Source organism: Leptospira inadai serovar Lyme str. 10, assembly GCF_000243675.2.
Classification (GTDB): Bacteria; Spirochaetota; Leptospiria; order Leptospirales; family Leptospiraceae; genus Leptospira_B; species Leptospira_B inadai.
Window position 1 is genome coordinate 656,393 of record NZ_AHMM02000025.1, and the last position, 23,623, is coordinate 680,015.

The 23,623-nt window shown below is 44.4% G+C and carries 21 protein-coding genes and 1 rRNA gene; 18 read left to right on the forward strand and 4 right to left on the reverse strand.

Annotated features, from left to right (window positions below; all coding sequences use genetic code 11):
- Positions 1-26: 26 nt before the first annotated feature.
- A complete protein-coding gene (locus tag LEP1GSC047_RS18805; RefSeq protein WP_020989021.1) occupies positions 27-1,955 on the reverse strand; it encodes an adenylate/guanylate cyclase domain-containing protein in 1,929 nt (642 codons plus the stop codon).
- A gap of 102 nt (positions 1,956-2,057) precedes the next feature.
- On the opposite strand from LEP1GSC047_RS18805, the gene LEP1GSC047_RS18810 reads away from it, so the two are divergent.
- From LEP1GSC047_RS18810 to fumC, 13 genes are all read left to right on the forward strand, one after another.
- The gene (locus LEP1GSC047_RS18810) at positions 2,058-3,323 is read left to right on the forward strand and encodes a pyridoxal phosphate-dependent aminotransferase (RefSeq protein WP_010416075.1); all 1,266 of its coding nucleotides are present in this window, start codon (positions 2,058-2,060) and stop codon (positions 3,321-3,323) included.
- A 138-nt stretch (positions 3,324-3,461) separates the two neighbouring features.
- Positions 3,462-5,795: a hypothetical protein gene (locus LEP1GSC047_RS18815; RefSeq protein WP_039935519.1), complete on the forward strand. Its 2,334-nt coding sequence runs from the start codon at positions 3,462-3,464 to the stop codon at positions 5,793-5,795.
- Positions 5,796-5,839: 44 nt separating this feature from the next.
- Positions 5,840-6,709, forward strand: a complete 870-nt coding sequence (locus LEP1GSC047_RS18820; protein ID WP_010416072.1) for an Fpg/Nei family DNA glycosylase — start codon at positions 5,840-5,842, stop codon at positions 6,707-6,709.
- Between the two features lie 235 nt (positions 6,710-6,944).
- Positions 6,945-7,061 (forward strand): 5S ribosomal RNA (rrf, locus tag LEP1GSC047_RS18825).
- Positions 7,062-7,213: 152 nt separating this feature from the next.
- Positions 7,214-7,375: a 50S ribosomal protein L34 gene (gene rpmH, locus LEP1GSC047_RS18830; protein WP_010416069.1), complete on the forward strand. Its 162-nt coding sequence runs from the start codon at positions 7,214-7,216 to the stop codon at positions 7,373-7,375.
- A 9-nt stretch (positions 7,376-7,384) separates the two neighbouring features.
- A complete protein-coding gene (rnpA, locus tag LEP1GSC047_RS21425; protein ID WP_081654394.1) occupies positions 7,385-7,705 on the forward strand; it encodes a ribonuclease P protein component in 321 nt (106 codons plus the stop codon).
- Positions 7,702-7,929 carry a membrane protein insertion efficiency factor YidD gene (gene yidD, locus LEP1GSC047_RS18840; protein ID WP_010416061.1) on the forward strand — a complete coding sequence of 76 codons (228 nt, stop codon included), beginning with the start codon at positions 7,702-7,704 and terminating at the stop codon, positions 7,927-7,929. Before rnpA ends, yidD begins: the two co-directional genes overlap by 4 nt.
- Positions 7,930-7,931: 2 nt before the next feature.
- Entirely contained in the window at positions 7,932-9,791 is a 1,860-nt protein-coding gene (gene yidC, locus LEP1GSC047_RS18845) for a membrane protein insertase YidC (protein WP_010416058.1), read from the forward strand.
- 23 nt (positions 9,792-9,814) lie between these two features.
- Positions 9,815-10,525 carry an RNA-binding cell elongation regulator Jag/EloR gene (gene jag / locus LEP1GSC047_RS18850; RefSeq protein ID WP_010416055.1) on the forward strand — a complete coding sequence of 237 codons (711 nt, stop codon included), beginning with the start codon at positions 9,815-9,817 and terminating at the stop codon, positions 10,523-10,525.
- Between the two features lie 7 nt (positions 10,526-10,532).
- On the forward strand, positions 10,533-11,909 hold the full coding sequence (gene mnmE, locus LEP1GSC047_RS18855) for a tRNA uridine-5-carboxymethylaminomethyl(34) synthesis GTPase MnmE (protein WP_010416052.1): 1,377 nt from the start codon (positions 10,533-10,535) through the stop codon (positions 11,907-11,909).
- A 133-nt stretch (positions 11,910-12,042) separates the two neighbouring features.
- Positions 12,043-13,305, forward strand: a complete 1,263-nt coding sequence (locus LEP1GSC047_RS18860; RefSeq protein ID WP_010416049.1) for a malic enzyme-like NAD(P)-binding protein — start codon at positions 12,043-12,045, stop codon at positions 13,303-13,305.
- A 139-nt stretch (positions 13,306-13,444) separates the two neighbouring features.
- Positions 13,445-15,553: a hypothetical protein gene (locus LEP1GSC047_RS18865; protein ID WP_010416046.1), complete on the forward strand. Its 2,109-nt coding sequence runs from the start codon at positions 13,445-13,447 to the stop codon at positions 15,551-15,553.
- A 52-nt stretch (positions 15,554-15,605) separates the two neighbouring features.
- Positions 15,606-17,000, forward strand: a complete 1,395-nt coding sequence (gene fumC / locus LEP1GSC047_RS18870) for a class II fumarate hydratase (protein WP_010416043.1) — start codon at positions 15,606-15,608, stop codon at positions 16,998-17,000.
- Positions 17,001-17,094: 94 nt separating this feature from the next.
- On the opposite strand, the gene loa22 is transcribed toward fumC, so the two are convergent.
- Positions 17,095-17,718 carry an OmpA family outer membrane lipoprotein Loa22 gene (loa22, locus tag LEP1GSC047_RS18875; RefSeq protein ID WP_010416040.1) on the reverse strand — a complete coding sequence of 208 codons (624 nt, stop codon included), beginning with the start codon at positions 17,716-17,718 and terminating at the stop codon, positions 17,095-17,097.
- A 148-nt stretch (positions 17,719-17,866) separates the two neighbouring features.
- Here loa22 and LEP1GSC047_RS18880 point away from each other — a divergent pair, with 148 nt between their 5' ends.
- The 5 genes from LEP1GSC047_RS18880 (at position 17,867) to LEP1GSC047_RS18900 (ending at position 21,255) form a co-directional block, all read left to right on the forward strand.
- Complete coding sequence (locus LEP1GSC047_RS18880; protein ID WP_010416037.1) at positions 17,867-18,805, forward strand: RluA family pseudouridine synthase; 939 nt, start codon at positions 17,867-17,869, stop codon at positions 18,803-18,805.
- A gap of 241 nt (positions 18,806-19,046) precedes the next feature.
- Positions 19,047-19,379: a YkvA family protein gene (locus LEP1GSC047_RS18885; protein ID WP_010416034.1), complete on the forward strand. Its 333-nt coding sequence runs from the start codon at positions 19,047-19,049 to the stop codon at positions 19,377-19,379.
- 80 nt (positions 19,380-19,459) lie between these two features.
- Positions 19,460-20,278, forward strand: coding sequence for an inositol monophosphatase family protein (locus LEP1GSC047_RS18890; RefSeq protein WP_010416031.1), 819 nt, complete (start codon positions 19,460-19,462; stop codon positions 20,276-20,278).
- Between the two features lie 118 nt (positions 20,279-20,396).
- Positions 20,397-20,831, forward strand: a complete 435-nt coding sequence (locus tag LEP1GSC047_RS18895) for a MarR family winged helix-turn-helix transcriptional regulator (protein ID WP_010416029.1) — start codon at positions 20,397-20,399, stop codon at positions 20,829-20,831.
- Positions 20,832-20,934: 103 nt separating this feature from the next.
- A complete protein-coding gene (locus tag LEP1GSC047_RS18900; protein WP_010416027.1) occupies positions 20,935-21,255 on the forward strand; it encodes a DMT family transporter in 321 nt (106 codons plus the stop codon).
- 9 nt (positions 21,256-21,264) lie between these two features.
- Here LEP1GSC047_RS18900 and LEP1GSC047_RS18905 read toward each other — a convergent pair whose 3' ends face one another.
- Both LEP1GSC047_RS18905 and LEP1GSC047_RS18910 read right to left on the reverse strand, forming a co-directional pair.
- Positions 21,265-22,572 carry a glycosyltransferase family 4 protein gene (locus LEP1GSC047_RS18905; protein WP_020989213.1) on the reverse strand — a complete coding sequence of 436 codons (1,308 nt, stop codon included), beginning with the start codon at positions 22,570-22,572 and terminating at the stop codon, positions 21,265-21,267.
- Positions 22,556-23,623, reverse strand: a complete 1,068-nt coding sequence (locus LEP1GSC047_RS18910) for a glycosyltransferase family 4 protein (RefSeq protein ID WP_010416025.1) — start codon at positions 23,621-23,623, stop codon at positions 22,556-22,558. The genes LEP1GSC047_RS18905 and LEP1GSC047_RS18910 overlap by 17 nt, the downstream gene beginning before the upstream one ends.

Consider the following 23,623-nt stretch of genomic DNA (forward strand, 5'->3'; position numbering starts at 1 on the left):
ATTGGAGGTTTGAATAAGGAATCCTATTAATCTTCAGGCGGGCTTATAACAAGCTTATACACCTGAGTTTCTTCCCCGATCCAACTTTGATGAAACGGAACTTTCTTCACTTTCCAGCTTCTTTCTTTCATTAACTCCCTAATTTCTTTGTCGCGGAATATTCCTTCGGAAAAAACAATTTCTCCTTCCTCCGTTACTCCTTGGAGTTTCGCTGCAAAGTTTACGGTGTTACCGAAATAATCGATATTGCTGTTTAGGTTCACGGCAAGACAAGGTCCGCTATGCAAGCTAATTCGAATTCTGATCGGGGTTTCATCGGTTTTATCCGAAAAATACTCCTGCAATTCCGTTGAAGCTATCACTGCATCTACCGGAGACGTAAAAGACGCCATGACTGCGTCACCGATGGTTTTTACAACCGCACCATGGCGTTCTCGAACGATTTTGTACACTTCTACAAAATGCTGCCGAACTTCTGCGAACGCACCCGTATCTCCTTTTTGATGGTAGAAGCGAGTAGATCCGACGATGTCCGTAAAAAGAATCGTTTGAATTCCTATATCCAACTGTAATTCCGTGGAAAGAGCTTCCTGCGAGAAGAGTTCTCGGAAATTTTGAAAATTAAAAAGATCGGAAGGGCGCAGACTATCCTGATCTTCTTTCCTTTCTTCAATTATGAATCCTTTCCTTTCGGATGTAGTGTTCTTGAGTATAAACGTCGGTTCATTTCCGATTTCAAGTTCGTCCGGCAGACCCGAGGTTGCCCATTCCAATTTAGTATCATTTCGATTCTGCGTTACGTCCAATAGGGAATATCTCTTTTCACCGTTGATTCGCAGTCGATACGTTCCCGGATGAAGCAGAAGATGTGACTGATACGATTCGTTCGGTTGTAAATACTTTTGAAATCGGATATGCGATTTTGTCGCCGGTTCGGCCGCACAGAAATATCTCTTTTGGATTTCTCTTACGGAAGGATGGACATGAAAAGTAATCTCCACCGAATTGATTTGATTCGTATCGAATTGGATCTCACATACATCGCAGTTATCCCGAGTGGGCAGGTCTCCCAAATGTTGGGCCTCCGTTCTTACACCTCTGCAATGAGGACAGATAATATCCCAAGAAAGCGTAAATAAACCTAGGCGACATCCATGCAAGAAAATTAATAGAAGGTCCCTAAAGGGAACGTCCCAAGCCTTTGCTAAGGACTTTACACGAATTCGATAGAGGTCGTTTTCCTCGGCATCGAAAATATAGCTTAATACCTTATTGACGAGTTCCCTAGGTTGACCCTCCCGTATGAAGCCGACGCGAATTTGTTGAACTCGAGCGGGAAAGATCGGATCCTTCTGCGGCTGCGACTCCTTTAATAGCGCTAAGGAAGTCGGGCCGGTCCAACCGTGATTCCGAACTTTTTTAAGATCTTCTATCACCCCCATAAGCCCGTTTAAATAGGATTTCTCCAATTGCTTCATTCCGATTGGAAGAAGATTTTTTCCGATAAAACCTTTCGGAATCCATCCAAAGTAAACGAACAATCGACTCCGATCTTCTCCCAACGGAAATAGTAAATACCTCGTTCTTACGTAATGGGCAAAACCTTTAGAGTATATGCGGGCATTATTCAATTGTTTGCAGTATTCCCATTCCCAGGGGACTTCCTCCCATTCCATCGGAATTCCGGCATTTTTGGAAGTGCCGAACAGCTTTCCGTTTACTTCTTGAAATTTCATTTCCGGTACGCCGATACGTTTGTTAAAGGAAGAGGTGTCCACTAGCCAGGGCCATAGTTCGGTCGGTATTGCATTTAGATCGAACTTCCAAAGACGATCGATAGGATTGGCTAGTGCGGTCCATTTGGTCTCCCACGGAAAAGCTTCTAAGAATGCGGTAAGATTTATATTTTGGGGATTTAAGGTTTCCCAAGCTGCGGAAGGTATCCGAGTCTGCATAAATTTCTCCGAAGGTTCATTTGGACGAATCGTAGAAAATTTCGCCACTAAACTTAGATTATCTTTCCTGAACTTCCGTGGAAAGAAAAGTGGAATCTATCTATGAACCGGAAATTCTATACATCGAAGTTCGGAACAAAATTTAGAAGGCAGACCGGAATCGGTCAGCTCATGGAAGATTTGGGGAACCCCGGTCAGGGCGTCAGTATGCTGGGGGGCGGTAGTCCGGCATTAATCCCCGAGGTCGAAGAGGCTTGGAAAGAAATTCTCTCCAAGTTGACCGCGACCGGTAGCTGGGAGTCCATTCTCGGAAAATATGAATCTCCATCCGGTAAGGAAGAAACTTTAGAGGCCTTTGCGGAACTGCTTCAAAAAGAATCCGGGATGACGATATCGAAGGATCAGATTGCAATCACCAACGGATCTCAAAATGCGTTCTATTTACTTTTGAATTTCTTTTCGGGTGCATTTCCGGACGGTTCTAAACGCAAGGCCCTTTTTCCTACAGTTCCAGAATATATCGGATATATCGATCAACCCATTGAAGAGGATTCCATCTATTCTCTTCCCGCTATCTATAAGGAAACCGGGATCGACACCTTTCGCTACGAATTGGATGAGGAATCGCTTTCTAAATTACAAGAATCGAATGATTCATTGGGTTGCACCGTTCTCTCCAGACCTACAAACCCGACCGGGCGAGTCGCTTCGGAAGAGGAAATCGGAAAACTTCTGACTTTTTCCGGAAAAAAAAACATTCCTCTTTTAGTGGATAATGCGTACGGGTTTCCGTTTCCAGGTATCGTTTACGGGACCGGAAAATGGTTTCATCGAGAGGGAATGATTCAGGGATTTAGTCTCTCAAAAATAGGACTACCGGGGGTAAGAACGGGTTTCGTACTGGCCGATCCGGAAATTATAGCGTCTTTGAATAAAGCGAATGCGGTTTTAAATTTAACTAGCGGAAGCTTAGGGCAGTATGTCGGTTTAGAATTTCTTAAATCCGGTGTCTGGCATTCTCTAAGCAAAAATGTTGTTCTTCCTTATTATACCCGAAAGCGATCACTCGCTTTGGCTACTATCCGTCGGGAATGGGCAGGAAAATTCGACTATAAAATTCACGAGAGTGAAGGCGCGTTTTTCCTTTGGGTGAGAGTTAAAGGTTTAGCCAAATCGTTAACCGAACTCTATCCGATTTTGAAACAGGAAGGAGTTGTAATAATCCCAGGCCGGTATTTTTTTCCCCTCGGAGGTCCTGTCGACCCTACGTCGGAAGAATGTGCTCGTATCAGTTTCGCTAGAGAAGATATGGAATTGCAGGATGGCTTGCGAAAAATAGGCGAAGTCTTCCGGAAATTTACGCAGTAATCATTTCCGATGATTCGTTTCCTATCCGTAAGTTTTCCCACAATAAAAGAGTTTTAATCTCCTTTTGAATTCGGGAATCTGGTCTAGGAATATACTGAAATTTCTTAGCCTGGATTGTTATTCCTAACGGGCGCATTTATGGAAACCTTGGAGCAGCAAGACATATCCTTCGAGGAATTATCCTCGAGCCAATCGAAAGCCCCCGATGTCGAGGGTTTGCAGCCGGACTATATTTTCCTAAACGATGGCGCTGTAGGTTTATCTACAACGGCTCGCTGCATCATCGACGAACTGCGGGATTGGCATAAGAAAACCGAAAAACACGGATCAAAAAGCGTTCACCCTTCCTACCTTCTTACCTTGGATAAGTTGGGGGATCTCCTGAATAAATATCGCAATTTGAGCGAACAAGCCAAGTCACCTCAATCCGTCGATTTGGCGCTGCGACAGATTCTGGATTTTGAAAAGAAAGGTCGAAATAAATCGGCGTTAATGTATCCGTTTTTGGTCCGTAATGGAAACAAGGTCCAAGCTCGTATCGCTCTTGCTTCCCCGCAAAAGGAAGCGAAGACGGATGTCACACCCTACAGGCAGGCGTGCTTTCAATTTTCGGAAGAGACGATCGATTTAATTTTATCTAATCGTGCCAAAAAGCCGCGAATTCCGGACGAAGATCGACCTGGCGCTGTTATATTACATAAAAATAAAGCCGGCCAACTTTGGTTATATCCGAAGTTGGCATCCATAGAATCCGAAATGGCCAGCGTATTACGAAGAGGCTTTCATCCGTATCATTATATTCCTATGATAGACTTTCTGAGCGATTTCGTAGGCTACGCAAAGGCAAAGGACGCGTTGACGCAAATTCTTCCGGATTATCATATTATTATAGACGACCTCCAACTGAACGCGGACGGAACTTACTTGCACCAACCGGAAGTGATTTCCCATTATAGGGTTCAAGCGGACGGTCTGGAAGTCTTTGCATTAACATATTTAAAGCAACTCTCGGAAAGAGCGGGTTATACGCTATTTCGATCTCGTATTCAAGATTTTGAATCTACCCATGGAATGGCGGAGCCGGGAAGAAAACAGAATAGCGATAAGGTGGATGCCTTAATCCGGTTGGTTGAAGATTTTCCGTTCGATCGAGAAAAGGACGATTTAGGGAAACGAGTGCGCGAAACCTGTAATCTTTCGATTCAAATTTTAAGAAAGTTGATCGAGGAGAAATCCCGATTGAGCGAACGGAAAATCGACGGAGCTTTTAAGAGCTTAGTTCATCGGATTCAAATTCAGATTAAGGAGCACACGCAGGGAAATCTAGCTTTATATAAATTCAGTCCCGAAAAACGATTGGAAGCCGTAGGAATTGCAGGCTTGGAGCAAGTCGCAAATTATTCGGATGCATTAAGGAAAGAACTAAAGGGTAGTTTCGGCTGGAAGGAAATAAAGAAAGACGACGGAACCACGGAGGTGTATGCGGTAGACCCCGGATATATGGCTGCAGTGATTCACAAGCTTACCGCCGAGGCTAAAGCGAATTTTTCCTATCAAAGAGAATTGGGTATCGCGAAGGAAATCAACGCAACACTCTCTAATCCTAAGCATCCCGATTTAAATTCGAAACTGAAAGGCGACCATGTAGTAAAACTTCAGCAAGATTCCTTCTTAATGGAAAGAGAAGTGGAGGAGCGAGAAAGAACCGAGGCCCTCGCCAAGAAATTTAATTTATCTATGGGCTTACTCGGTTTTGTCGGGACGATGTTGTTTTTTTTGATCGCTTCGGTTCATTTTAATACGGTAGGAATCATTTTCGTCGGAATTCCGGTTTCTCTCGTAATCGGTGTGATGCTCGCTCTCTTTTTTCGAGAACGAGAGAAGGTGGACTTAAATACGGGGAATACCAAGTCATTCGGATCCGGATTCAAAGGAGAATATTCCAGCCCGACTTCAAGCCAAGAATATTACTCAGGAGACTCGGACGATTCCGAAGAGCATTTTGGAAAAGGCGAAACTCCTAAGGAAAAAAAAGTAAGCCTGATCGCAAAGGGAGCCGAGAGATTCGTTTTCCCCAACCGGTTCACTAAGATTCAGGATAAAATCCATGATGCCAAATCCCTTCGTAAGAAAATTTGGGACAATCTGGATAATATCCGTCAGAGCGTGTCCCACCTAAAATCGGAATCGGACGACGATAAGGTCGCGTCGACAGTCGAGTACGCCTTACTCCAGAATGCGGCTACGATTGCGATTCCGGATGAGATAGTTCCTCCGGGTATGCCGAGTTCGATCATTCTCAGTCATTCCGATCTAAAAGCCCCGTTGATCCGCGATCAACTCTCGGAATTTCTACGGAATGAAGCTCAAAAAAGGAAGTATGATAAGAAGTTGGTAAAATACTACACTTTCCTGATCAATACGATAGAAGTGGAATACTTCAAATACCTACCGAACCGAAAGAAGAGATAGAAACATTTTCTTGACGGAGTCGACTCGGAGAGTTTCAATTTCGTATGCCCGAATTGCCGGACCTTATCGTTATACGCGAACGTCTTTTGCCGAAGCTGACCGATCGAAAGATAGAAGCGATCGAGATTATCGAACCGGTGGTAGTTAGAAATTTGCTCGGAACTTCCATCGAAGAAGCGTTTGTCGGTTTAACATTTCGTAATTTGGAGCAGCATGGGCCGTTTTTAAATTTCGATTTTGCGGAAAAAAATATAATTATTCATCCGATGCTTGCGGGTCGATTTTCCTTAGATTCGGAATACAAGAAGAAAGATTTATGCGTTCGCTTTTCCTTTAACGGTTTAGTCTTAAATTATGCGGACGATGTAAGAATGGGGAAAGTTTATTTCGCCAATCAGGATCAGATCCCGCGGATCCCGAAATATTCGGACCAAGGAATAGATCTACTTTCCGAAGAATTCACCGAGGATAAATTTCTAAGTTTGATCGATAAGAGTCGGCAGCAGACCCGGGTTTTTTTGATGGATCAAGCGAAGTTAAGCGCTCTCGGCAATGCATACTCGGATGAGATTTTATTTTCAGCAGGAATTCATCCCAAAACCAAATGCTATCAGTTATCGGTCGAAGATAAGAAACGGCTTTATCGTAGTATTAAGGAAGTTCTCGATTATTCCATCGATTATATTCGGAAAAAAGAAGCCCCGTTGGATTTTAAAGTAAGAGATCATGTAAAAGTTCGTAATCGAAAGAACGAGCCTTGTCCGCGTTGCGGAGCGAAAATTCGCCGAGCCAATGTTTTGGGCTATGACTCCTTCTTTTGTCCCGTCTGCCAGCCGCTGGACGGCGAACAGTTTATTCATTGGAAGCTGGCGGAACAGAGGTCAGAGGACGGAAGACGGAAGACAGATGACTGAAGACAGAACATAGATGAGCTGGGTTTCCAAGTTTTAGAGAAAGATTCTTGCGTTAAAGTAGATCTCTCCTCTCCTCTGCTCCCGCTACCTTTCCAATATCTAGCAGCTACTGTCTAGCGTGAGCAAAGCGAATGCATCTGTCTTCCGACCTCTGTCCTCTGGTCCTAATACTCTATAGAATTTCGCACATTTTTCGTTGACTCCATAGCTGGTACTTGCAATTTGGCAAAAGATTCTCGGTGATTATAGAGAGAGGGTCACACCCGTTCCCATCCCGAACACGGAAGTTAAGCCTCTCATCGCTGATGGTACTGCATGGTTCGCTGTGTGGGAGAGTAGGACGTCGCCGGGTTTTTCTTTTTTTCCCCTCCCTCGACTTGAATAAGACCGAAACTCCCTAGGGGAAACGGGTTGACTACCCGGTTTAGGTGGAAAATTCTACCTGAAGGGGATAAATCCCCGGGTCGCAAAAATCGCAATTGTAGATATTACACAGGGATTTATATGAGAAGAACTTACCAACCCAGCCGGATCAAACGCGCCCGTACCCACGGCTTTCGCGCCAGAATGGCGACTCCGGGTGGCAGAAAAACTCTCTCCCGTAGAAGAGCAAAAGGCCGTTATAAACTGACTGTTTCCGACGAAAGAGTTGGAAAGAAGTTCTAACGAAGTAAAATCGAAGAGACACTTACATCCAGGAAAGACATCCGTGAACTTTTTCAATCAGGGAAGCGAATCTCGAAATCTCCGCTGACTCTGATTTATAAAGCGAATAATATTGGCTACGATAGATACCTATACTGTCCCGAGAGGTCGGTGGGTTCGGCAGTCCGAAGAAATCGCATCAAGCGAAGATTAAGGGCTGCAGTTGCTGAACTAGCCAAGGGTTCTTCCAAGGGTTTGGATATTGCGATACTCGCAAAGCCTTCGCTTTTCGAACTAAGTTATACGGAACTTCTTTCCTGTCTTGGACATCTTATGAGTCGAATTCAATGAATCGGTTAGTTATTTTCCTGATTAAGTTTTATAAACGATGGATATCACCTATTCTTCCGGCAGCATGCAGATTTAATCCGAGCTGTTCGGAATATTCGCTTCAAGCTTTTACAGAGTACGGTTTTTTTGACGCATCTTATCTCTCGATGAAACGTATTCTTCGTTGCAATCCTTTATTCGCCGCAGGCGAAGACCCCTTACCCCCTAACCCTAGAAGGAAATAGGAATGGAAGACAGACAAAACAGGCTTTTTATCGCTTTAATGCTCAGCTTAGGAATTTGGTTCGTGGCGAACTACTTCCTAAATCCGGATCTTGGAAAACCGAAGCCGCAAATCGCAAATCAAACCGCCGAACATAAACAGGAAGCTTCTCAAACTCTTAAAGAAGCCGAAACGAAATTCGTTCCGATTACGGGTCCGAAAGTTGACGCGAAAGATATTCGCAAATTTACGATTAAAACCGACTCGCAAATCATCGTTCTTTCCAGTTTAGGAGCCAGGATCGAAAAGCTGTACGTAAAAGATTACACCAGCGTCGAAGGTAAAGAAGTTAAGGTGGCAAGAGCCGATTACGAAGAAATCGAAGTCGACGGAGTCAAATATAAGGCCATCGAACTTTCTCGAGGAAAGGGGTTCGACTTCAACTTTTCTCACAACAAAGAATCGGTCGCATCCTCCGAATGGAACCTGATAAACTTCCGCGCAGAAGAAGATAAAGCGAATCTTACTTTGGTTTTCTCCGGAGTTAAAGAAAACATTACTTTAAAGAAAACTTATAGATTTTTTCCGAAGGAAAATTATTTCAAAACCGAAATTTCCGTCAAAAATTCCGGCAAGGAAAAACTGGTCTTCTCTCAGCGTGAAAAGCCTGCCTATTTGAGAACTTTCGGTAGCCTTGGTCCGATACCGAATGGAAGAGAAGCGAATGACCAGGAATTATCCAAGTTCTTCCGCGTTTATCGCATGGATGGAAGCGTAAAAGATTTCGTCGATGGCGGTTCTGCATGGGGATTTTTCGAAGGAATCAGAAACTTCTTCACGGGCGTTCCCGGCGGGGACGACAGGTTTAAAGACGAATGGAGCACCGGAGACGGTGTCGATTTCGTAGGTACCGGTAGCCGTTACTTTCTCGCAGTTTCGGATCCGTTAAATCGCCATGCCGAAGGGATTCTCTTGGACAATCGGAAGAAGAACGAGTCGGGAGTCATCTTGGCTTATTCGAATATCACCATCGATCCGGGTAAGGAAGAAGTTCTGGATTTTGCAAACTATGTAGGTGTCCGCGAATGGGACGGAATGCTTTTCAGGGATGCGAAATTGGATCCGTTCCGTAATCCTAAATCGCCGTTTGCAGGAATCAGTTCCGATCTTAATAAGTCCTTTAACCAAGGGATCTTTACTCCGATTCGAAACGGAATCGTTTGGTTCCTACAGCAATCCTATCATTATACGATACCGAATTACGGTTTTGGCATCATTCTATTCGCTCTTTTGTTTAAACTGGTTTTTTATCCTTTAAACCAAAAGCAAGCAGAGTCGATGAAAAAGATGAGCGCTCTGTCTCCCGAATTGAAAAAGATCAACGAGAAATACGCGAAGGATCCTGAAAAGCGCCAACAGAAAATGATGGAGCTTTATAAAAAGCATAATATGAATCCGCTCTCTCAATTGGGAGGGTGTTTGCCGATGTTAATCCAGCTCCCTATTTTCTTCGCTTTATACGTTGCATTTGCGGATACGATCGATCTTTGGAAGTCTCCGTTCCTCTGGATCAAGGATTTAAGCGAGCCTGATTTCGTATGGACTTCCCCCGCGATTCCGTTTCTCACAAAAGACGGTCTCTCGTTGAATCTCTTGGTACTACTAATGGTCGGAACTCAATTCGTATCGATGCGGTTAACCACCGTTCCTACGGACCCGAACCAAAAAATGATGATGTACGTAATGCCTTTGATCATGGTATTCTTCTTATGGAGCATGCCTTCCGGCCTTACACTTTACTGGACTGTCACTAACTTGCTTTCGATCGCGCAGCAGTGGGTTACCAACCTTCGTAAGAAGGATGAGACCCCGGCGAAAGCCTGAACTCATATATCGAGGAAAACGATATGGAAAACTACATTTTCGAAGCCGAAGGAAAAACAAAAGCCGAGGCTGAAGAATTCACACTTTCTACTCTGAGATTAGAACCAGGGGATGTTAGATTCGAGACCGTAGAATCCGGTAAATCCGGATTCTTAGGACTAACCCAAAAGAAACCGGCCGTTGTACGTGCATTCGTTTCGAACGTCGACTTACCGGCCGAGAAGATCATTCACGGCGTGGTAATCACTCTTCTCCGCAAGATGGGAATCGAAGCGGAAGTGGTGGGAATGGGCGACGTGGACGGAAAGATTTACATCGAAGTCACAAGTCGGGAATCCGGATTGATCATTGGGAAACGAGGTGCGACACTGGATGCGCTTCAGTTTCTGGTGAACTTAATGGTCGATTCAAAGATCCGTCACGGTCGCAAAATCGTGTTGGATACCGAATCGTATCGGGACAAGAGGGAACTCTCTCTGATTCGATTAAGTAAATCGGTCGCCTCCTCGGTCGCTAAATCGGGGAAATCCAAACTACTGGAACCGATGAATCCGTTTGAACGCAGAATCGTTCATATGGCTTTGCAGGAAAACGAAAAGGTTTTTACCCGTTCCGAAGGAAATGGGACTTATAAAAAAGTACGTATCATTCCGATGAAAGATCGTCACAAATACAAAGATATGGTTGATAAAAGCCCGAACGGCGATCTTCTCGAAGAAGTAAACGACTACTGAAACGGTAGTGACGGACACAATTGCCGCAATTTCAACCGCTTCCGGAGCCGGAGCCATCGGAATCCTAAGAGTTTCCGGACCGGACGCGTTGAATGTCTCGCTTCTCCATTTATCTCAAAGCGGAAAACAGTTCGATCGATCCGCAATTCAAGCTAGGCACGCTTATACCTGCGAGTTTATAAACGAAACGAAAAAGCTGGACCAAGTCGTCTTTTTATACTTTGCAGGGCCGAATTCGTTTACCGGAGAAGATCTTTGTGAAATCCACACTCATGGAAATCCGATTTTGTTGCGAGAGGCTTTGGAATGTCTTTTTGCAGCGGGGGCCAGACCCGCCAAGCAGGGAGAATTTACCAAGCGGGCCTTCCTGAACGGGAAGTTGGATTTAAACGAAGCAGAAGCGATCGGTCGTATCATCGGAGCGCGTTCCCGATTCGAGTTGGAGTTGGCCCAAAAAAATGCTTTCGGAGAAATTTCCAGACTGGCCTCGAATCTTCGCAGCCAATTGATTTCTCTTAAAGCGGAATGCGAGGCTGAAATCGATTTTTCCACGGAAGATCTCACTTTCGAATCTTTACAGGAACGCAAAGAGAGAATTGCAAACGTTCAAAAAATTTGCGAAGGCTTATTAAGGAAATCCAACCAAGCAGAAACTCTTCTTGAAAGAAGCCGTGTCGTATTATACGGGGAACCGAATACCGGAAAATCCAGCCTAATGAATTTAATCCTCGGCCGAGAGCGCTCAATCATCTCCGCCATTCCGGGTACGACCAGAGATTACGTGAGCGAGGAGTTCCTTCTTGCAGGCATACCGATCCGTCTTACCGATACCGCCGGTGTTCGAGAAACGGGTGATTCGATCGAAAAGATGGGAATCGAACGAAGTGAAAAGGAATTCTCATCGGCGGACGTAAAAGTATTCGTGATCGATACCTCGATCGAGCAGGATTGGAAAAAATTCCTTCAGGCCAATCGGTCGAAACTCGAAGGGGCGGTGATCGCCGCAAATAAGTTTGATATCAAGCACTCCTCTTGGAACCCGCAAATTCTCCTCGATGAGCAATTACCGGGAACGTTCATTTGTGAAGTTTCTTGCAAAACGAAATCCGGAATAGAGGAACTCATCAGAGAAATTTCCAAAAAATTACAAACCTTAGAGAGTTCCGAAGATTATGTCCTTTTAGAAGAAAGAAATCGCTATCATTTTCTCGCAATAGTAAGATCTCTAAATGCATGTCTCGCTTTAATCGAAAGCAACACGCCGGCGGAAATTTACATTAAAGAAATAGATTCGGCTCTTTCCGAAATCGGCGAAGTGAACGGTCGAGTGGATACGGAAGAAGTGCTAGGAAGAATTTTCAGTAAATTCTGCGTGGGTAAATGATCTTGGAGTTCAGCGGTGCAAACGTAAACTTGCTATCCATCGCATGTATAGAAAGTAAAAAGGCAAGGAATCTTCCGGTATCCGGAATTAAGATAGAATCTAGGCCTATTTCCCAAAAAAATGGTTTAACCGTATGAGAGAAAAATCGCTCGAATATCATTCCGTACATCCCAAAGGTAAAATTCAAGTAGTCCCGACAAAGCCTACCAAGGATTCCTTTGATTTATCTTTGGCCTATTCTCCCGGAGTGGCCTATCCTTGTCTGGAAATTAAAGATAACCCGGAACTTGTGTACGAGTACACTAACAAAGGGAACCTGGTCGGAATTATAACGAATGGAACCGCAATTTTAGGTCTCGGTAATATTGGCCCGGCCGCCGGAAAGCCGGTCATGGAAGGAAAAGCGGTCCTGTTTAAGAAATTTGCAGGAATAGACGTGTTTGATATCGAGATCGATGCGAATGATCCCGAGGAATTCGTGAAAGCGGTGAAGATGCTCGAGCCGACTTTCGGCGGGATCAATTTGGAAGATATTAAGGCGCCGGAAAGTTTTTATATCGAAGAGCAACTCATCGAGCGGATGAATATTCCCGTGTTCCACGATGATCAACACGGAACGGCTATTATTACCGTTGCCGGTCTTTTAAATGCGTTTGAATTAAACGCAAAGCGTCCGAGCGAAGTGAAGATGGTGATTTGCGGAGCCGGTGCAGCGGGAATCGCAATCGCAGAATTAGTTCAGCATATCGGAATACGGAAGGAGCATATTTTTCTGGTGGATACGAAAGGCGTGATCCATCATGAACGATCTGATCTCAACGATTCGAAGAAAAAATACGTTCAAAAAACTTCCGACCGAACTTTGGCGGACGTCATGAAGAACGCGGACGTTTTTGTAGGAGTGTCCGTCGCGGACATGGTCGATGAGGCGATGGTTCGCTCCATGGCAAAGGATCCGGTAATCTTAGCTTTGGCAAATCCGGATCCTGAAATTCCGTATGCAGTCGCAAAAAAAGTCCGGCCGGACATCATTATGGGAACCGGAAGAAGCGATAATCCGAATCAGGTGAATAACGTATTAGGATTTCCGTTTATTTTTAGGGGGGCATTGGACGTTCGGGCTCGTCATATTACATTGGAGATGAAACTTGCGGCTGCGCGTGCGTTGGCAGAATTGGCCCGATTGAAAGTTCCGGAAGCGGTCAGCCTTGCGTATGGTGGAGAAAAATTCTCGTTTGGTCCGGATTATTTGATCCCAAAGCCGTTCGATCAAAGGGTATTATACCATGTTGCTCCGGCTGTCGCCGAGGCGGCGGTGCAAAGTGGGACCGCTCGAAAGCCGTATCCTGGAAGGGAAAGTTATGTGGCCTTCTTAGAAGGCCTAATGCGGGCTTGACGGAAGTCAGTTTCGCATAATATAAGGGAAACGAAGTCTAACGATCGAAGCGCGCTCAAGAAAGAAGATGGCGGTTCCGAAAATATACTAAATAGGCCGAACCGCCATGGATCATCCGGGGCCGAAGAGGGGGAAGCGAATGCCCGAAGCGGACAATAATCCAAGACCTTCCTCGAATGCATCCGGATCGGCCCTCGATTTAGGCATTATTCCTCCGGAAAGAATCGACTTAATTCCGGAGGAAGAGCTTCGGAATCTTTTACTTCAAACGACTCCGAAAGCGATGCGCGATCTTGATTTAATCGAGAAAGGCGTCGAGAATTTCTTCCTATTTAATTATTCCCCGTTTGCTCTCACAAAGTTCGAGCAATTGCAGTTTCTAAAGCCTGCGGATCTAACGTATTTCGAAGGAAAAAACGGATTCGTACTATACCAATATTTATTCGTTTCGGAAGACACAAAAGAATTAGGTCTTTCTAATGTTGTTTTAAGACCGGCCTCCCGAAAGGCGGAACAGGTTCAGAAAATAAAACTTGCTTGCTTGGCTCAGAGCGCGGCCGCGTTCCTGCAGTTCGTTTATCGCCGCGATTTCATTCTTGGGGAAAAGAAAAGTGCGGGGGAACTCCGCGAATGGGTTCAAAGACAATATATAAATGCGGACGATAGGGGGAATATTCTCGATTACCAGGATTCGAAGAACCTACCGATCTCGATGAGAAACGTAATTACGTTTTCAGTGGAATCGTTTCTGCAGCGAAATTTAAAATTAAAAGACGAGATATTGACGTCGCTCATTTCTATTTTATCGAAAAAGCCCGGCGAGATTACGGAATTCATCGGCCAGGTAAAAACCGAAAACGAAGCTTTGATCGCGTTGGAAAAGCGGGGCAATCGATCTCCTGTATTGCAGCTTCATCCCGATTTTCACGTAATACAACCTTCCCTCGACGAACTAATCACCGAGGTTTCCACCGATCCGAAAATCGCGACAAAAAACGAGGAAACGGAATTAGAGATTATTTATGAGCTTTTTATTTCTCTTGCGAGGCGAGTCTTAATTTATCTACTTCCTGCCGAACAATCCGGATGGATTGAACCTGCCGGGACGCAGCAAGGTATCGAATTCATTCACGAGTTGCGTCGACATCCCGCATTCACTTCGGGTAAGAATTGGGAGGGTTCGGATCTATTCTTACAAGCATTCGAAGTGTTAACTCAGTCGATGGGCTCCTTGTCCGCATTGAGAAAAGAATCCATAGTGAACGTCGCATTTACGGATGTCGTAATTCGAATTCGAGAAACCAAAGAACCTTTGGTAATAGATCAATCATCTATCAAATTAAAAGATGCCGCTATTCAGGCCGCTGGGCTTTCAAAATCGGAGGTTCTCGATCAAACTTTGGAGAGACTAAAAGCGCGTACCGATATTCTTAAAAGAGAAAAGTCGATAGGGGATTCTCCCGGTCTCTTAGTTCTCGCGGTTGAGAACGTCTTACCTGCATTCCTATATAATAAAGAGAAACGAACTTCGGTTCATAATCTCATCAGAAAAAGCGGACAACCGAAAGGTATTTTCGCATTTCTGCGCGAAGTTACGGAAGGAATAGATTCGGAAGTCGCGATCGACGAACAAATTCGCTTATCAAAAGCCATTTCCGAATGGGAAAAAGAAAACGAAAGGTTAAAGCGAAAGGCCGAGCAGGATTCGAAATCATTGGTAGTAAGACTAGTGGAATGGATTTTGGGGCTCTTTGGAATTAATGTTTCCACCGGGGATAAAAAAGATTTCGAAATATTGGAGGATCTCCCCGTACAATCCAAGGGACCTTCCAGGCAGATGTCTTCGAAAACGGAAGAATCCGATCAGTCGCCTAAAAAGAAAAAATCCTTAGGGGTTTTATTGGGCCCGAAAGAAAAAGCGACTTTGATCCCTACGAAACTCCAGAAAGTAATCGATTATATCGATCGTAAGAACAACGGGATTATTTGGTTGGACGAGGTAGTGAGCACGTGCGCGTCTCCCGAATTCGGAAAAGACAAAGTTGCCGACCTCATGTATTATGACCAGAAGCGGAGATATATCGAAATTCGCTCAATGAATTCCGTTCGACATGTGTTTATTCGGAAGGAATTAGAATTCGATTCCGCCTGGTTGGACTCTACTCTGGAATATCTTGAGAACGTCACGGCAAAGAAACCTGAATTTGCCGCTTTGGCGGATACTCTCCGCAAGTTTCGGGACGAATAGTTAACTATTCAAGTTCGACAAAAATCATAACTTACATAGCAACGGAGGATCCATGAAAACTAGGATCGAAACCGACTCCATGGGAGAAATCGAAGTAGACGATTCGAAGTACTGGGGAGCGCAGACCCAGAGATCGCTGCATCATTTTCATATCGGCAATGATCGCTTTCCGAGAGAAATGATACGGGCATTAGGCGTACTAAAGAAATCGGCAGCGATCGTTAATGCCGATCTCGGCTTACTTCCGGAAGATAAAAAGAAACTGATCGTTCAGGCTGCCGACGAAGTCATCGAAGGAAAGCTCGACGAACATTTTCCATTAAGCGTTTGGCAGACGGGCTCGGGCACTCAGACCAATATGAATGCGAACGAAGTCATATCGAATCGTGCGATTGAAATTATGGGAGGGGTAAAGGGTTCAAAAAAACCGGTTCACCCAAACGACGACGTAAATAAAGCCCAGTCGTCTAACGATACTTTCCCGACTGCGATGCATATTGCCGCGGCAGAACAGCTTGTGCATAGGCTCATTCCCGCTTTAGAACAATTAAAGGATACGCTTCGAAAAAAAACGGTCGAGTTTAAGGATATTATTAAAATCGGAAGAACTCACTTACAAGATGCGACACCTTTAACATTAGGGCAGGAATTTTCGGGGTATGTTAAACAACTTGAATATAATATAGAGAGGGTAAAGTCAGTTCTCCCGTCCGTTTATAGATTAGCGTTGGGCGGCACTGCGGTCGGTACCGGCTTGAATACGCATCCTGAGTTTGCTCTGCGAGCTGCGGCTCAAATAGCAAAGGAAACCAATTTACCGTTCGTATCGGCGGAAAATAAATTCGAGGCCCTTGCCGCGCACGATTCGCTCGTTGAGACACATGGGGTTTTAAAGACGATTGCAGCTTCTTTTATGAAGATCGCGAACGATGTGCGATGGCTTTCTTCCGGACCTCGCTGCGGAATCGGCGAAATTTCGATTCCGGAAAACGAGCCGGGTTCTTCCATTATGCCGGGTAAAGTCAATCCGACTCAATCCGAGCAAATGACGATGGTATCGGCGCAGGTAATCGCAAACGACGTCGCGGTGAATATCGGTGGTGCTTCCGGAAATTTCGAATTGAACGTTTTTAAACCGTTAATCATTCACAATGTTCTAAATTCGATTCGACTCCTATCGGATTCGGCTCTTTCTTTTGAAGAGCATTGCGCTCGCGGGATTTTACCGAATAAAGAAAAAATATCGGAGCACTTACGGAATAGTTTGATGCTTGTGACGGCATTGAATTCGCATATCGGGTATGATAATGCCGCTAAAATCGCCAAGAACGCGCACAAGATGGGAACTAGTTTAAAGGAGTCCGGGATTGAGCTCGGTTTGTTGACGAGCGATCAGTTTGACCAGTGGGTGCTTCCGGAAAAGATGATTTCTCCGGCTGTCGACTGAGTATCTTTACGAGGATTTCAACCCCAGATAAAAAAAGGACGATCCTAATGATCGTCCTTTTTTCTAATCCGGGTATGCTATTTCCCTAGAGTATTTATTGTTGTTGAGGCGGAGGATTGCTCGGAGCCGGTGCTGCCGGAGCTGCGCTTTCTACAAAACTGAAAGTGACTCTACGGTTTTTCGGGTCTTTCGCATCTAAGCCGGAAACCGGAGAAGAGGAGCCTACGCTTTTTGTTACGATACGATTTGCCGGTAAGCCTTGTTTAACAAGCGCTTGTTTAACCGCTTTTGCACGAATGTCTCCGTAGTAGACGTTTCCTTTTTTATCACCTTCCGCTTCTTCGGGTCCGACTTGATCGGTATGTCCGGTGATTTCTAAAGCCCAAGAATCGGGAAGTTTGCTAATGGCGTCTTTCAAAACGGCAATATTTACTTTTGCCCATTCGCTAAAGTCTCCGGCACTTACATCAGCTTTTTTGTAGCTAAAACCGGGACGTGTAATTCCATCGGGATAGCGGAAATCCTTAAGTTTCTCGTTAAAGGTATTTGCGATCCCTACAGGAGAGTCCAAATCAACGCTACGCGAAGCTGCAGCAGTTTGCCCCTGTGCTGCCTGCGGTTCGGGTGCCGGCTGTTCTTTCGTTTCGGAAGAAGCACAAAACGAAATTGAAAAAGCCGTTGCACCGACTAACAGGAGGTTGAGAATTTTTTTAACCATGTTGTATCCGTCCTTTGATGGGTGAGGGTAAAGTTTACGATGAATTTATCCAAAATATATGAATTCTGAGAAAATGGGAAATCTTTTTTAACGATACCGTAAGAATGAAATTCTTGATAATGGTCGTTTCATTTAAGGAGAGATATGGATGAATCTAGAGCTGCGTGCTCAAGCGGAGCCGGAGTGGGAAGGGTCGAGAATCGATAAATTCCTGAAAGCGACTCTCGGAGATGAGATATCTCGTGCCTCTGTACAGCATTGGATCGACTCAGGATGGGTTAGGGGGAGTTCCGGAAGAATTATCGATAAATCTTCCTATAAGGTAACTTCCGGAGAAATTTTCGAAATTTCGGTTCCACCTAAACCTCCATTAAATCTCGAGCCGATTCAGATGGATTTGGAAGTGTTGAAGGAAACGATCAACTATATGATTATTCGAAAACCGCCTGGAATCGCTTCTCACAGCGGGCCCGGTGATCGCTCGGCAACCCTGGTCAACGGACTTTTATATAAATTTAAGGAACTATCTCAGTTAGGAGGGGAAGCAAGACCTGGTATTGTCCATCGCTTGGATAAACCTACGGAGGGACTGATGCTTATCGCTAAGAACGATGTTGCGCACGCAAAATTGTCCGAACTTTTTAGAAAACGGGAAATCACCAAAAAGTACTTAGCCTGGACCCAAGGATCTCTTCCTGAGGGAGAGGGAACGATCGATTTACCGATAGGTCGGCATCCTACCGAGAGACTTAAAATGACGGTTTCGCCGAAAGGACGTCCGTCGGTGACACATTATAAAGTTCTAAAGACGCTAGTATCAAAAAGCGGCCGAAAATTCTCGCTTATAGAAGCACTCTTGGAAACCGGAAGGACCCATCAAATTAGAGTTCATATGCAAAGTCAAAGAGCCCCCGTAGTCGGGGATTTGCTGTATTCCCGAAATGCACCCATTTTCGAATCGTTTGGATTGCTATTGCTTTCTTATCATTTGGAATTTGTGGATCCTTTCTCCGATGAAGAAGTACGAATTATACTTCCTGTACCGGAACGCTTCGCTCGATTCGAGAAAAGCACGGATCATTTTTAGTATTTTGGAACTCTTCATCAAAGCAGCTATTAGCCCAAGCCCTTAACGAAGGCATGTTTTAAGAACAGGATCGACTGTAAGAATCTCCTCATACAATTTCCGCAAGATCTTCTTTATACAGGAAGAAGCTTTCAAAACGCGGATAGTACGGCGAAAAATCGGCCCATCATTTTGTCGAGAGTTTGGATTTATCCGTTTTTTGATTGGCTCTTCCCGAAATCGATCGTAATCTTAGAAACGAATGGATGAAAATAAGATTGAAAAAGTTAAGCGAGGATTTTGGCCGAAGGTTAAAAAAGTCGCCGGCAAAGTTCCATTTTTACCGGACGCGATCTCGTTATATTTCGCGATGCTGGATTCGGAAACGCCTCTAAAAGCCAAGTTGACGATCGCAGGTGCATTGGCTTACTTTCTGACTCCCTTCGATGCGATTCCGGATATTCTTATCGGTGTCGGTTACCTAGATGACGCGGCCGTCATTGCCGCGGTTATTAGTGCGGCTACGATCTATGTGAAAGAGGGACATAGAAAGAAGGCGGAGGATTTTCTAAATTCGGAATCGAAACCGAATTAAGTCAATGCCCCTCTCCGGTAACTTCCTTTACTAAATACAGCCTTCGGTCAGCTTGAACGAAAACGTCCAAGTCCTTTTCAATGAGCTACGAAAACGAAATAAAAATTCGATACCAACATTTCCTAAACTTCGCACCGAAAGTTATGGATTTCTTAATTCATACTCATCGGGATGAGGACCTATCGATTTCTTACAAAGGAAATATAGAATCGGATCTCGTCACGAAGGCGGATAAAGGGTCGGAAAGCCTGATCGTAGCCGAGATTCGAAACGCGTTTCCGCAAGACCATATTTTAGGCGAAGAGGGTTCCTCGTACCAAGGAACCACGTCATTTAAATGGATTATAGATCCTCTGGATGGTACGGTAAATTATTCCCATAGAATTCCGCTGTACTGTACATGCATCGGTTTAGAGGACATGGAGAGGAGAAAGCCGGTAATGGGAATCGTACCTCTACCTGCTATGGGGCAGATATATCATTCGATGGAAGGCGGAGGTGCCTTCAGGGATAAATTTAGAATCTCGGTCTCTAAAACGAAGGAAATAAAGCATGCTCTTCTATGCACCGGCTTTCCGTATGATCGGGAAGATCGAATTGATCGACTCATTTTCAATCTCCGAAATTTCTTGTTAAAGTCGAGAGGCGTTCGCCGCACGGGTTCTGCGGGATTGGATTTATGCTGGGTTGCTGACGGTAAATTTGACGCATTTTGGGAAGAAGATTTAAAACCCTGGGATATGACTGCGGCCGCGGCCATTTTACTTGAGGCCGGAGGAAAGCTCAGCACGTACGACAATAATGACTTTCACCCGTACGTATCGAATGTTGTGGCCTCAAACGGGAAACTTCACGATAGAATGATTGAAATTTTGGAAGAATTTCTGAATAAACCCTAGGCTGCCGTTTTGGATTAAAAATACGGAATGCTCGATTTTCTTCCTATACTGCGAATCGTTCGTTACTTTTGATAGAGCCAATAATTAAGTTTGTTGATTATTAAGTAGGTAAACAAAAATGGCTCGGGCCAAAACTGACAAACTCCAGGAATTATCGGAAAGGTTTAGAACCTTTTCTAGAGATTTGAAAAAGGAATTCGGCCAAATCATTTCTCAAGAAGGTTACACGATGAACGAATTTATCGTGCTTCGAAATCTTTTTCCCAATCGACTTCGGTCAGCGGATCTTGCGAGAGAGTTGGATGTTAGCCCGGCTTACATAACCGTTCTGATCGAGAAATTGAGAGCGAAAGGACTTTTAGATGCGATTCGAAACGAGGGTGATCGACGGGCTTGGGATTTGGAACTGACTTCCGCTGGGAAGAAAATTTTCCAAAAATTGGATTCGAAAATTACGGACTGCGTGAGTGAACGCTTTCAAATGCTGGACGCCGCCGAAATCGAATCCTTAAATAAGATGATGATTCGTTTATCGGAAAGAAAGGATTCCTGAGACTCGCAAGTACTGCGACTCTAAGGCGATCGATATAAGGTATTCCGATAAGACGCGAAAATAATTCTTCCAGATAGAAGCGACTAACGGAACTTAGACTTCTATGGATTGGATATTATTGATTACTGCAGGTCTTTTCGAAGTCGGTTTTACTACCTGCATGAAACTTTCCGACGGATTCAAAGATTGGAAATATGTGTTAGGATTCCTCATCTTCGCATGTTTAAGTTTCTTTTTTCTGAATCGATCCACTCAGACGATTTCGTTAGGAACCGCGTATGCAGTGTGGACAGGAATCGGTGCGGCAGGAACCGTTGTTATCGGAATTTTCTTTTTCGGGGAATCGGCCCAGAGCTGGCGAATATTCTTCCTCTCGACGTTAATCGCTTCGGTCATCGGATTAAAGTTCGTAGCGATCGAATAGATGCCGAGATTATTCCGAATATCTACGACGGATCGTTCGCTCGACTATGTCGATCAATTTCTTTTCGACGATGTCCGGATTAAAATTCGATTGGACGTACCTTTTTCCGTTGATTCCCATAATCTCCCTTTCTTTCGGATGAGAAACTAGATAATCGGCGACGGCGGCGAAACTCTGCTTATCGATATAATACAGTCCGCCGTTACTTCTCAGGCAATGACCCTTTAGTACTTCCGATTTTCCATTCACTAATACCGCAGTTCTTCGGATCCAAGCCTCCATTAAAATTATAGAAAAACTTTCCATCGGGGAAGGATTGATAAGCACGTCCGCTTCTAAGATATAGCGAGCCTTCTCGGATTCCTCTACGAATCCTAAAACTTGAAGGAACGGATACTTCGTAAGCTTATGGAGCAATTTAAGATCGCCTTTTCCGGCAAACAAAAGTTTATCCCGCCTTCCGGTTCTTCTTTGCCAATCGGCGAAAAAGTCCACGAGTTCGGAAATACCTTTGCCTTCGTCTATTCTGCCTATATAAAGAAAATCGAAACAATCCTTCTCTTTTTTTAACTGTTTGCGTTCGAGCATTTCCGGTTCGGGCGTTTCGAGATGCATGCCGATTACGCTCTCCAAAGTCGGAGAAAAACCGTATATATTCCGAAAAAGAGTCCTTTCCTCCGGAGTATTGAAGCTATATGCGGAATCGTCCTTGAAAAGATTTCTATAAATGGAAAGTCGTGCAGGAGGCTCGTCGTGCAGAGTCGGGATTACCAAGGATTTTTTGGCCACTAACGGAAGTCCATAGACCATCGGATAATACAAGTATGAAACGAAAACGAAAACATCATAGTCTCTTTCGTTCGTTTCGATATATTGTATGAGGTCGGGGCAGTAGGGGCCCTGCATTTCCACCCAAATCCGCTCTTGGTCTTCTTCGGATTTGAAAGCGTTTTTAGAAAAAGGACCGTAGGTACGATCGTTTAATATCCGATCGGAATACTTATTAAATTTCTGAATTTGACGTTCTTTCTCGACCGAAAAGCGAAGTATTCGAATTCGATCTTCGGAATTCGTTTCCAACCATTCGGAGGAAATTTTTTTTTCTATATCCGGTCCTAATTGCACCGGAGTAATTTCCTTAACCGGAATCTGATTTTTCCAACTTATGTAATCCAACGAACGAGTGGATAGAACCGTCACCTCGTAGAATTTCGAAAGCGTTAAAGTATAAAGATAAATTAATCTTTCCGAGCCGCCGGAAACTCGGCCCGAAAAAATCGGAGTTACTATGGCTAGGCGTCTACGAGAATTCTGCAAGGATCGGCCTCAAAATGGATTCGGGACGGACTGTGGAAAAGTTTCTGATTCGCTTTTCCTGAGTATCGAGTACGGCTCTATTTAACTTCGGGTCCGTAATTATCTTGTTGGCTAATTCGGCGAGAAAATCCATTTTCTTTTCTTTAAATAAAATTCCGGCACCGGACAAAGTTTCACTGACCGCACCGGCATCGAACGCCATAACGGGTATCCCGTGAACCATAGCTTCCAGTAATGGCACGCAAAATCCTTCGTGCTCGCTCATCGAAATGAACAAATCGCATTCGCGATACATCTTCTGTAGGCCTTCGTCAGTCAGGAAATCGGTTATGATAACATTCCTGCGTAATTTATAAAAATCTAACATTCTTTCCAATTCTTCTCTGTATAGATAAAGTTCCTTCGAGCTAAAGCCTACTAAGAATAGTTGAAAATCCTCTCCGAAAGTATTCAAATAATAATATGCGAAGCGAATTAGGTCGTCCTGTTTTTTGTTGGGGGAAATCCTTCCGACAAAAAGAAACCGAGGTCCTCTCGCTTGTAGTTCGACAATTCTCGGCCCGAAGAAGATCGGCTTTGAAGGAATTTGGTACGTGATCGGTAAAAGTTTGACGTTTTCGTAACCAAGTTCCTCCAATTCCTTCTTATTGAATTCCGAGACGGCAAATGATAGGGAAAATTCGTCTTTGATTTGTTTTAGTTCCTCCCTACCTTCGCGGAGCAGATAGGTTAGTTTTAAATCGTATTTTTCGAAGTAGAAAGGAGGAGTAACGTTATGGTAGACGAGGATTTTCGGTTGTTTTGTCTTTCGAATAAAGTCCAGAACGTTCGAATGAATCGAATGATGATAGAATAAAATGTCTTTTCCTTTCGGTTTAAAATATTTGTATTTTCTAACATAAGCGGCGGTTCCAGGGCCCGTATTCTCGGCGAAGATTTCGGAGGAATAACCTAGCTTTCGAAATACGGATCTGAGGGACGACATTTCATTCGAAATGGCGTCGCCTAAATTAAAACCGGCTGCAAATTGATGAATTCCCCGCCTTCCCAT

What these genes read in the sequence shown, in the direction of transcription:
- LEP1GSC047_RS18805 (WP_020989021.1), bottom strand. Translation starts at nt 1,955, where the DNA reads ATGCAGACTCGGATACCTTCCGCAGCTTGGGAAACCTTAAATCCCCAA.
- LEP1GSC047_RS18810 (WP_010416075.1), top strand. Translation starts at nt 2,058, where the DNA reads ATGAACCGGAAATTCTATACATCGAAGTTCGGAACAAAATTTAGAAGG.
- LEP1GSC047_RS18815 (WP_039935519.1), top strand. Translation starts at nt 3,462, where the DNA reads ATGGAAACCTTGGAGCAGCAAGACATATCCTTCGAGGAATTATCCTCG.
- LEP1GSC047_RS18820 (WP_010416072.1), top strand. Translation starts at nt 5,840, where the DNA reads ATGCCCGAATTGCCGGACCTTATCGTTATACGCGAACGTCTTTTGCCG.
- rpmH (WP_010416069.1), top strand. Translation starts at nt 7,214, where the DNA reads ATGAGAAGAACTTACCAACCCAGCCGGATCAAACGCGCCCGTACCCAC.
- yidD (WP_010416061.1), top strand. Translation starts at nt 7,702, where the DNA reads ATGAATCGGTTAGTTATTTTCCTGATTAAGTTTTATAAACGATGGATA.
- yidC (WP_010416058.1), top strand. Translation starts at nt 7,932, where the DNA reads ATGGAAGACAGACAAAACAGGCTTTTTATCGCTTTAATGCTCAGCTTA.
- jag (WP_010416055.1), top strand. Translation starts at nt 9,815, where the DNA reads ATGGAAAACTACATTTTCGAAGCCGAAGGAAAAACAAAAGCCGAGGCT.
- LEP1GSC047_RS18860 (WP_010416049.1), top strand. Translation starts at nt 12,043, where the DNA reads ATGAGAGAAAAATCGCTCGAATATCATTCCGTACATCCCAAAGGTAAA.
- LEP1GSC047_RS18865 (WP_010416046.1), top strand. Translation starts at nt 13,445, where the DNA reads ATGCCCGAAGCGGACAATAATCCAAGACCTTCCTCGAATGCATCCGGA.
- fumC (WP_010416043.1), top strand. Translation starts at nt 15,606, where the DNA reads ATGAAAACTAGGATCGAAACCGACTCCATGGGAGAAATCGAAGTAGAC.
- loa22 (WP_010416040.1), bottom strand. Translation starts at nt 17,718, where the DNA reads ATGGTTAAAAAAATTCTCAACCTCCTGTTAGTCGGTGCAACGGCTTTT.
- LEP1GSC047_RS18880 (WP_010416037.1), top strand. Translation starts at nt 17,867, where the DNA reads ATGAATCTAGAGCTGCGTGCTCAAGCGGAGCCGGAGTGGGAAGGGTCG.
- LEP1GSC047_RS18885 (WP_010416034.1), top strand. Translation starts at nt 19,047, where the DNA reads ATGGATGAAAATAAGATTGAAAAAGTTAAGCGAGGATTTTGGCCGAAG.
- LEP1GSC047_RS18890 (WP_010416031.1), top strand. Translation starts at nt 19,460, where the DNA reads ATGAGCTACGAAAACGAAATAAAAATTCGATACCAACATTTCCTAAAC.
- LEP1GSC047_RS18895 (WP_010416029.1), top strand. Translation starts at nt 20,397, where the DNA reads ATGGCTCGGGCCAAAACTGACAAACTCCAGGAATTATCGGAAAGGTTT.
- LEP1GSC047_RS18900 (WP_010416027.1), top strand. Translation starts at nt 20,935, where the DNA reads ATGGATTGGATATTATTGATTACTGCAGGTCTTTTCGAAGTCGGTTTT.
- LEP1GSC047_RS18910 (WP_010416025.1), bottom strand. Translation starts at nt 23,623, where the DNA reads ATGGGAAGGCGGGGAATTCATCAATTTGCAGCCGGTTTTAATTTAGGC.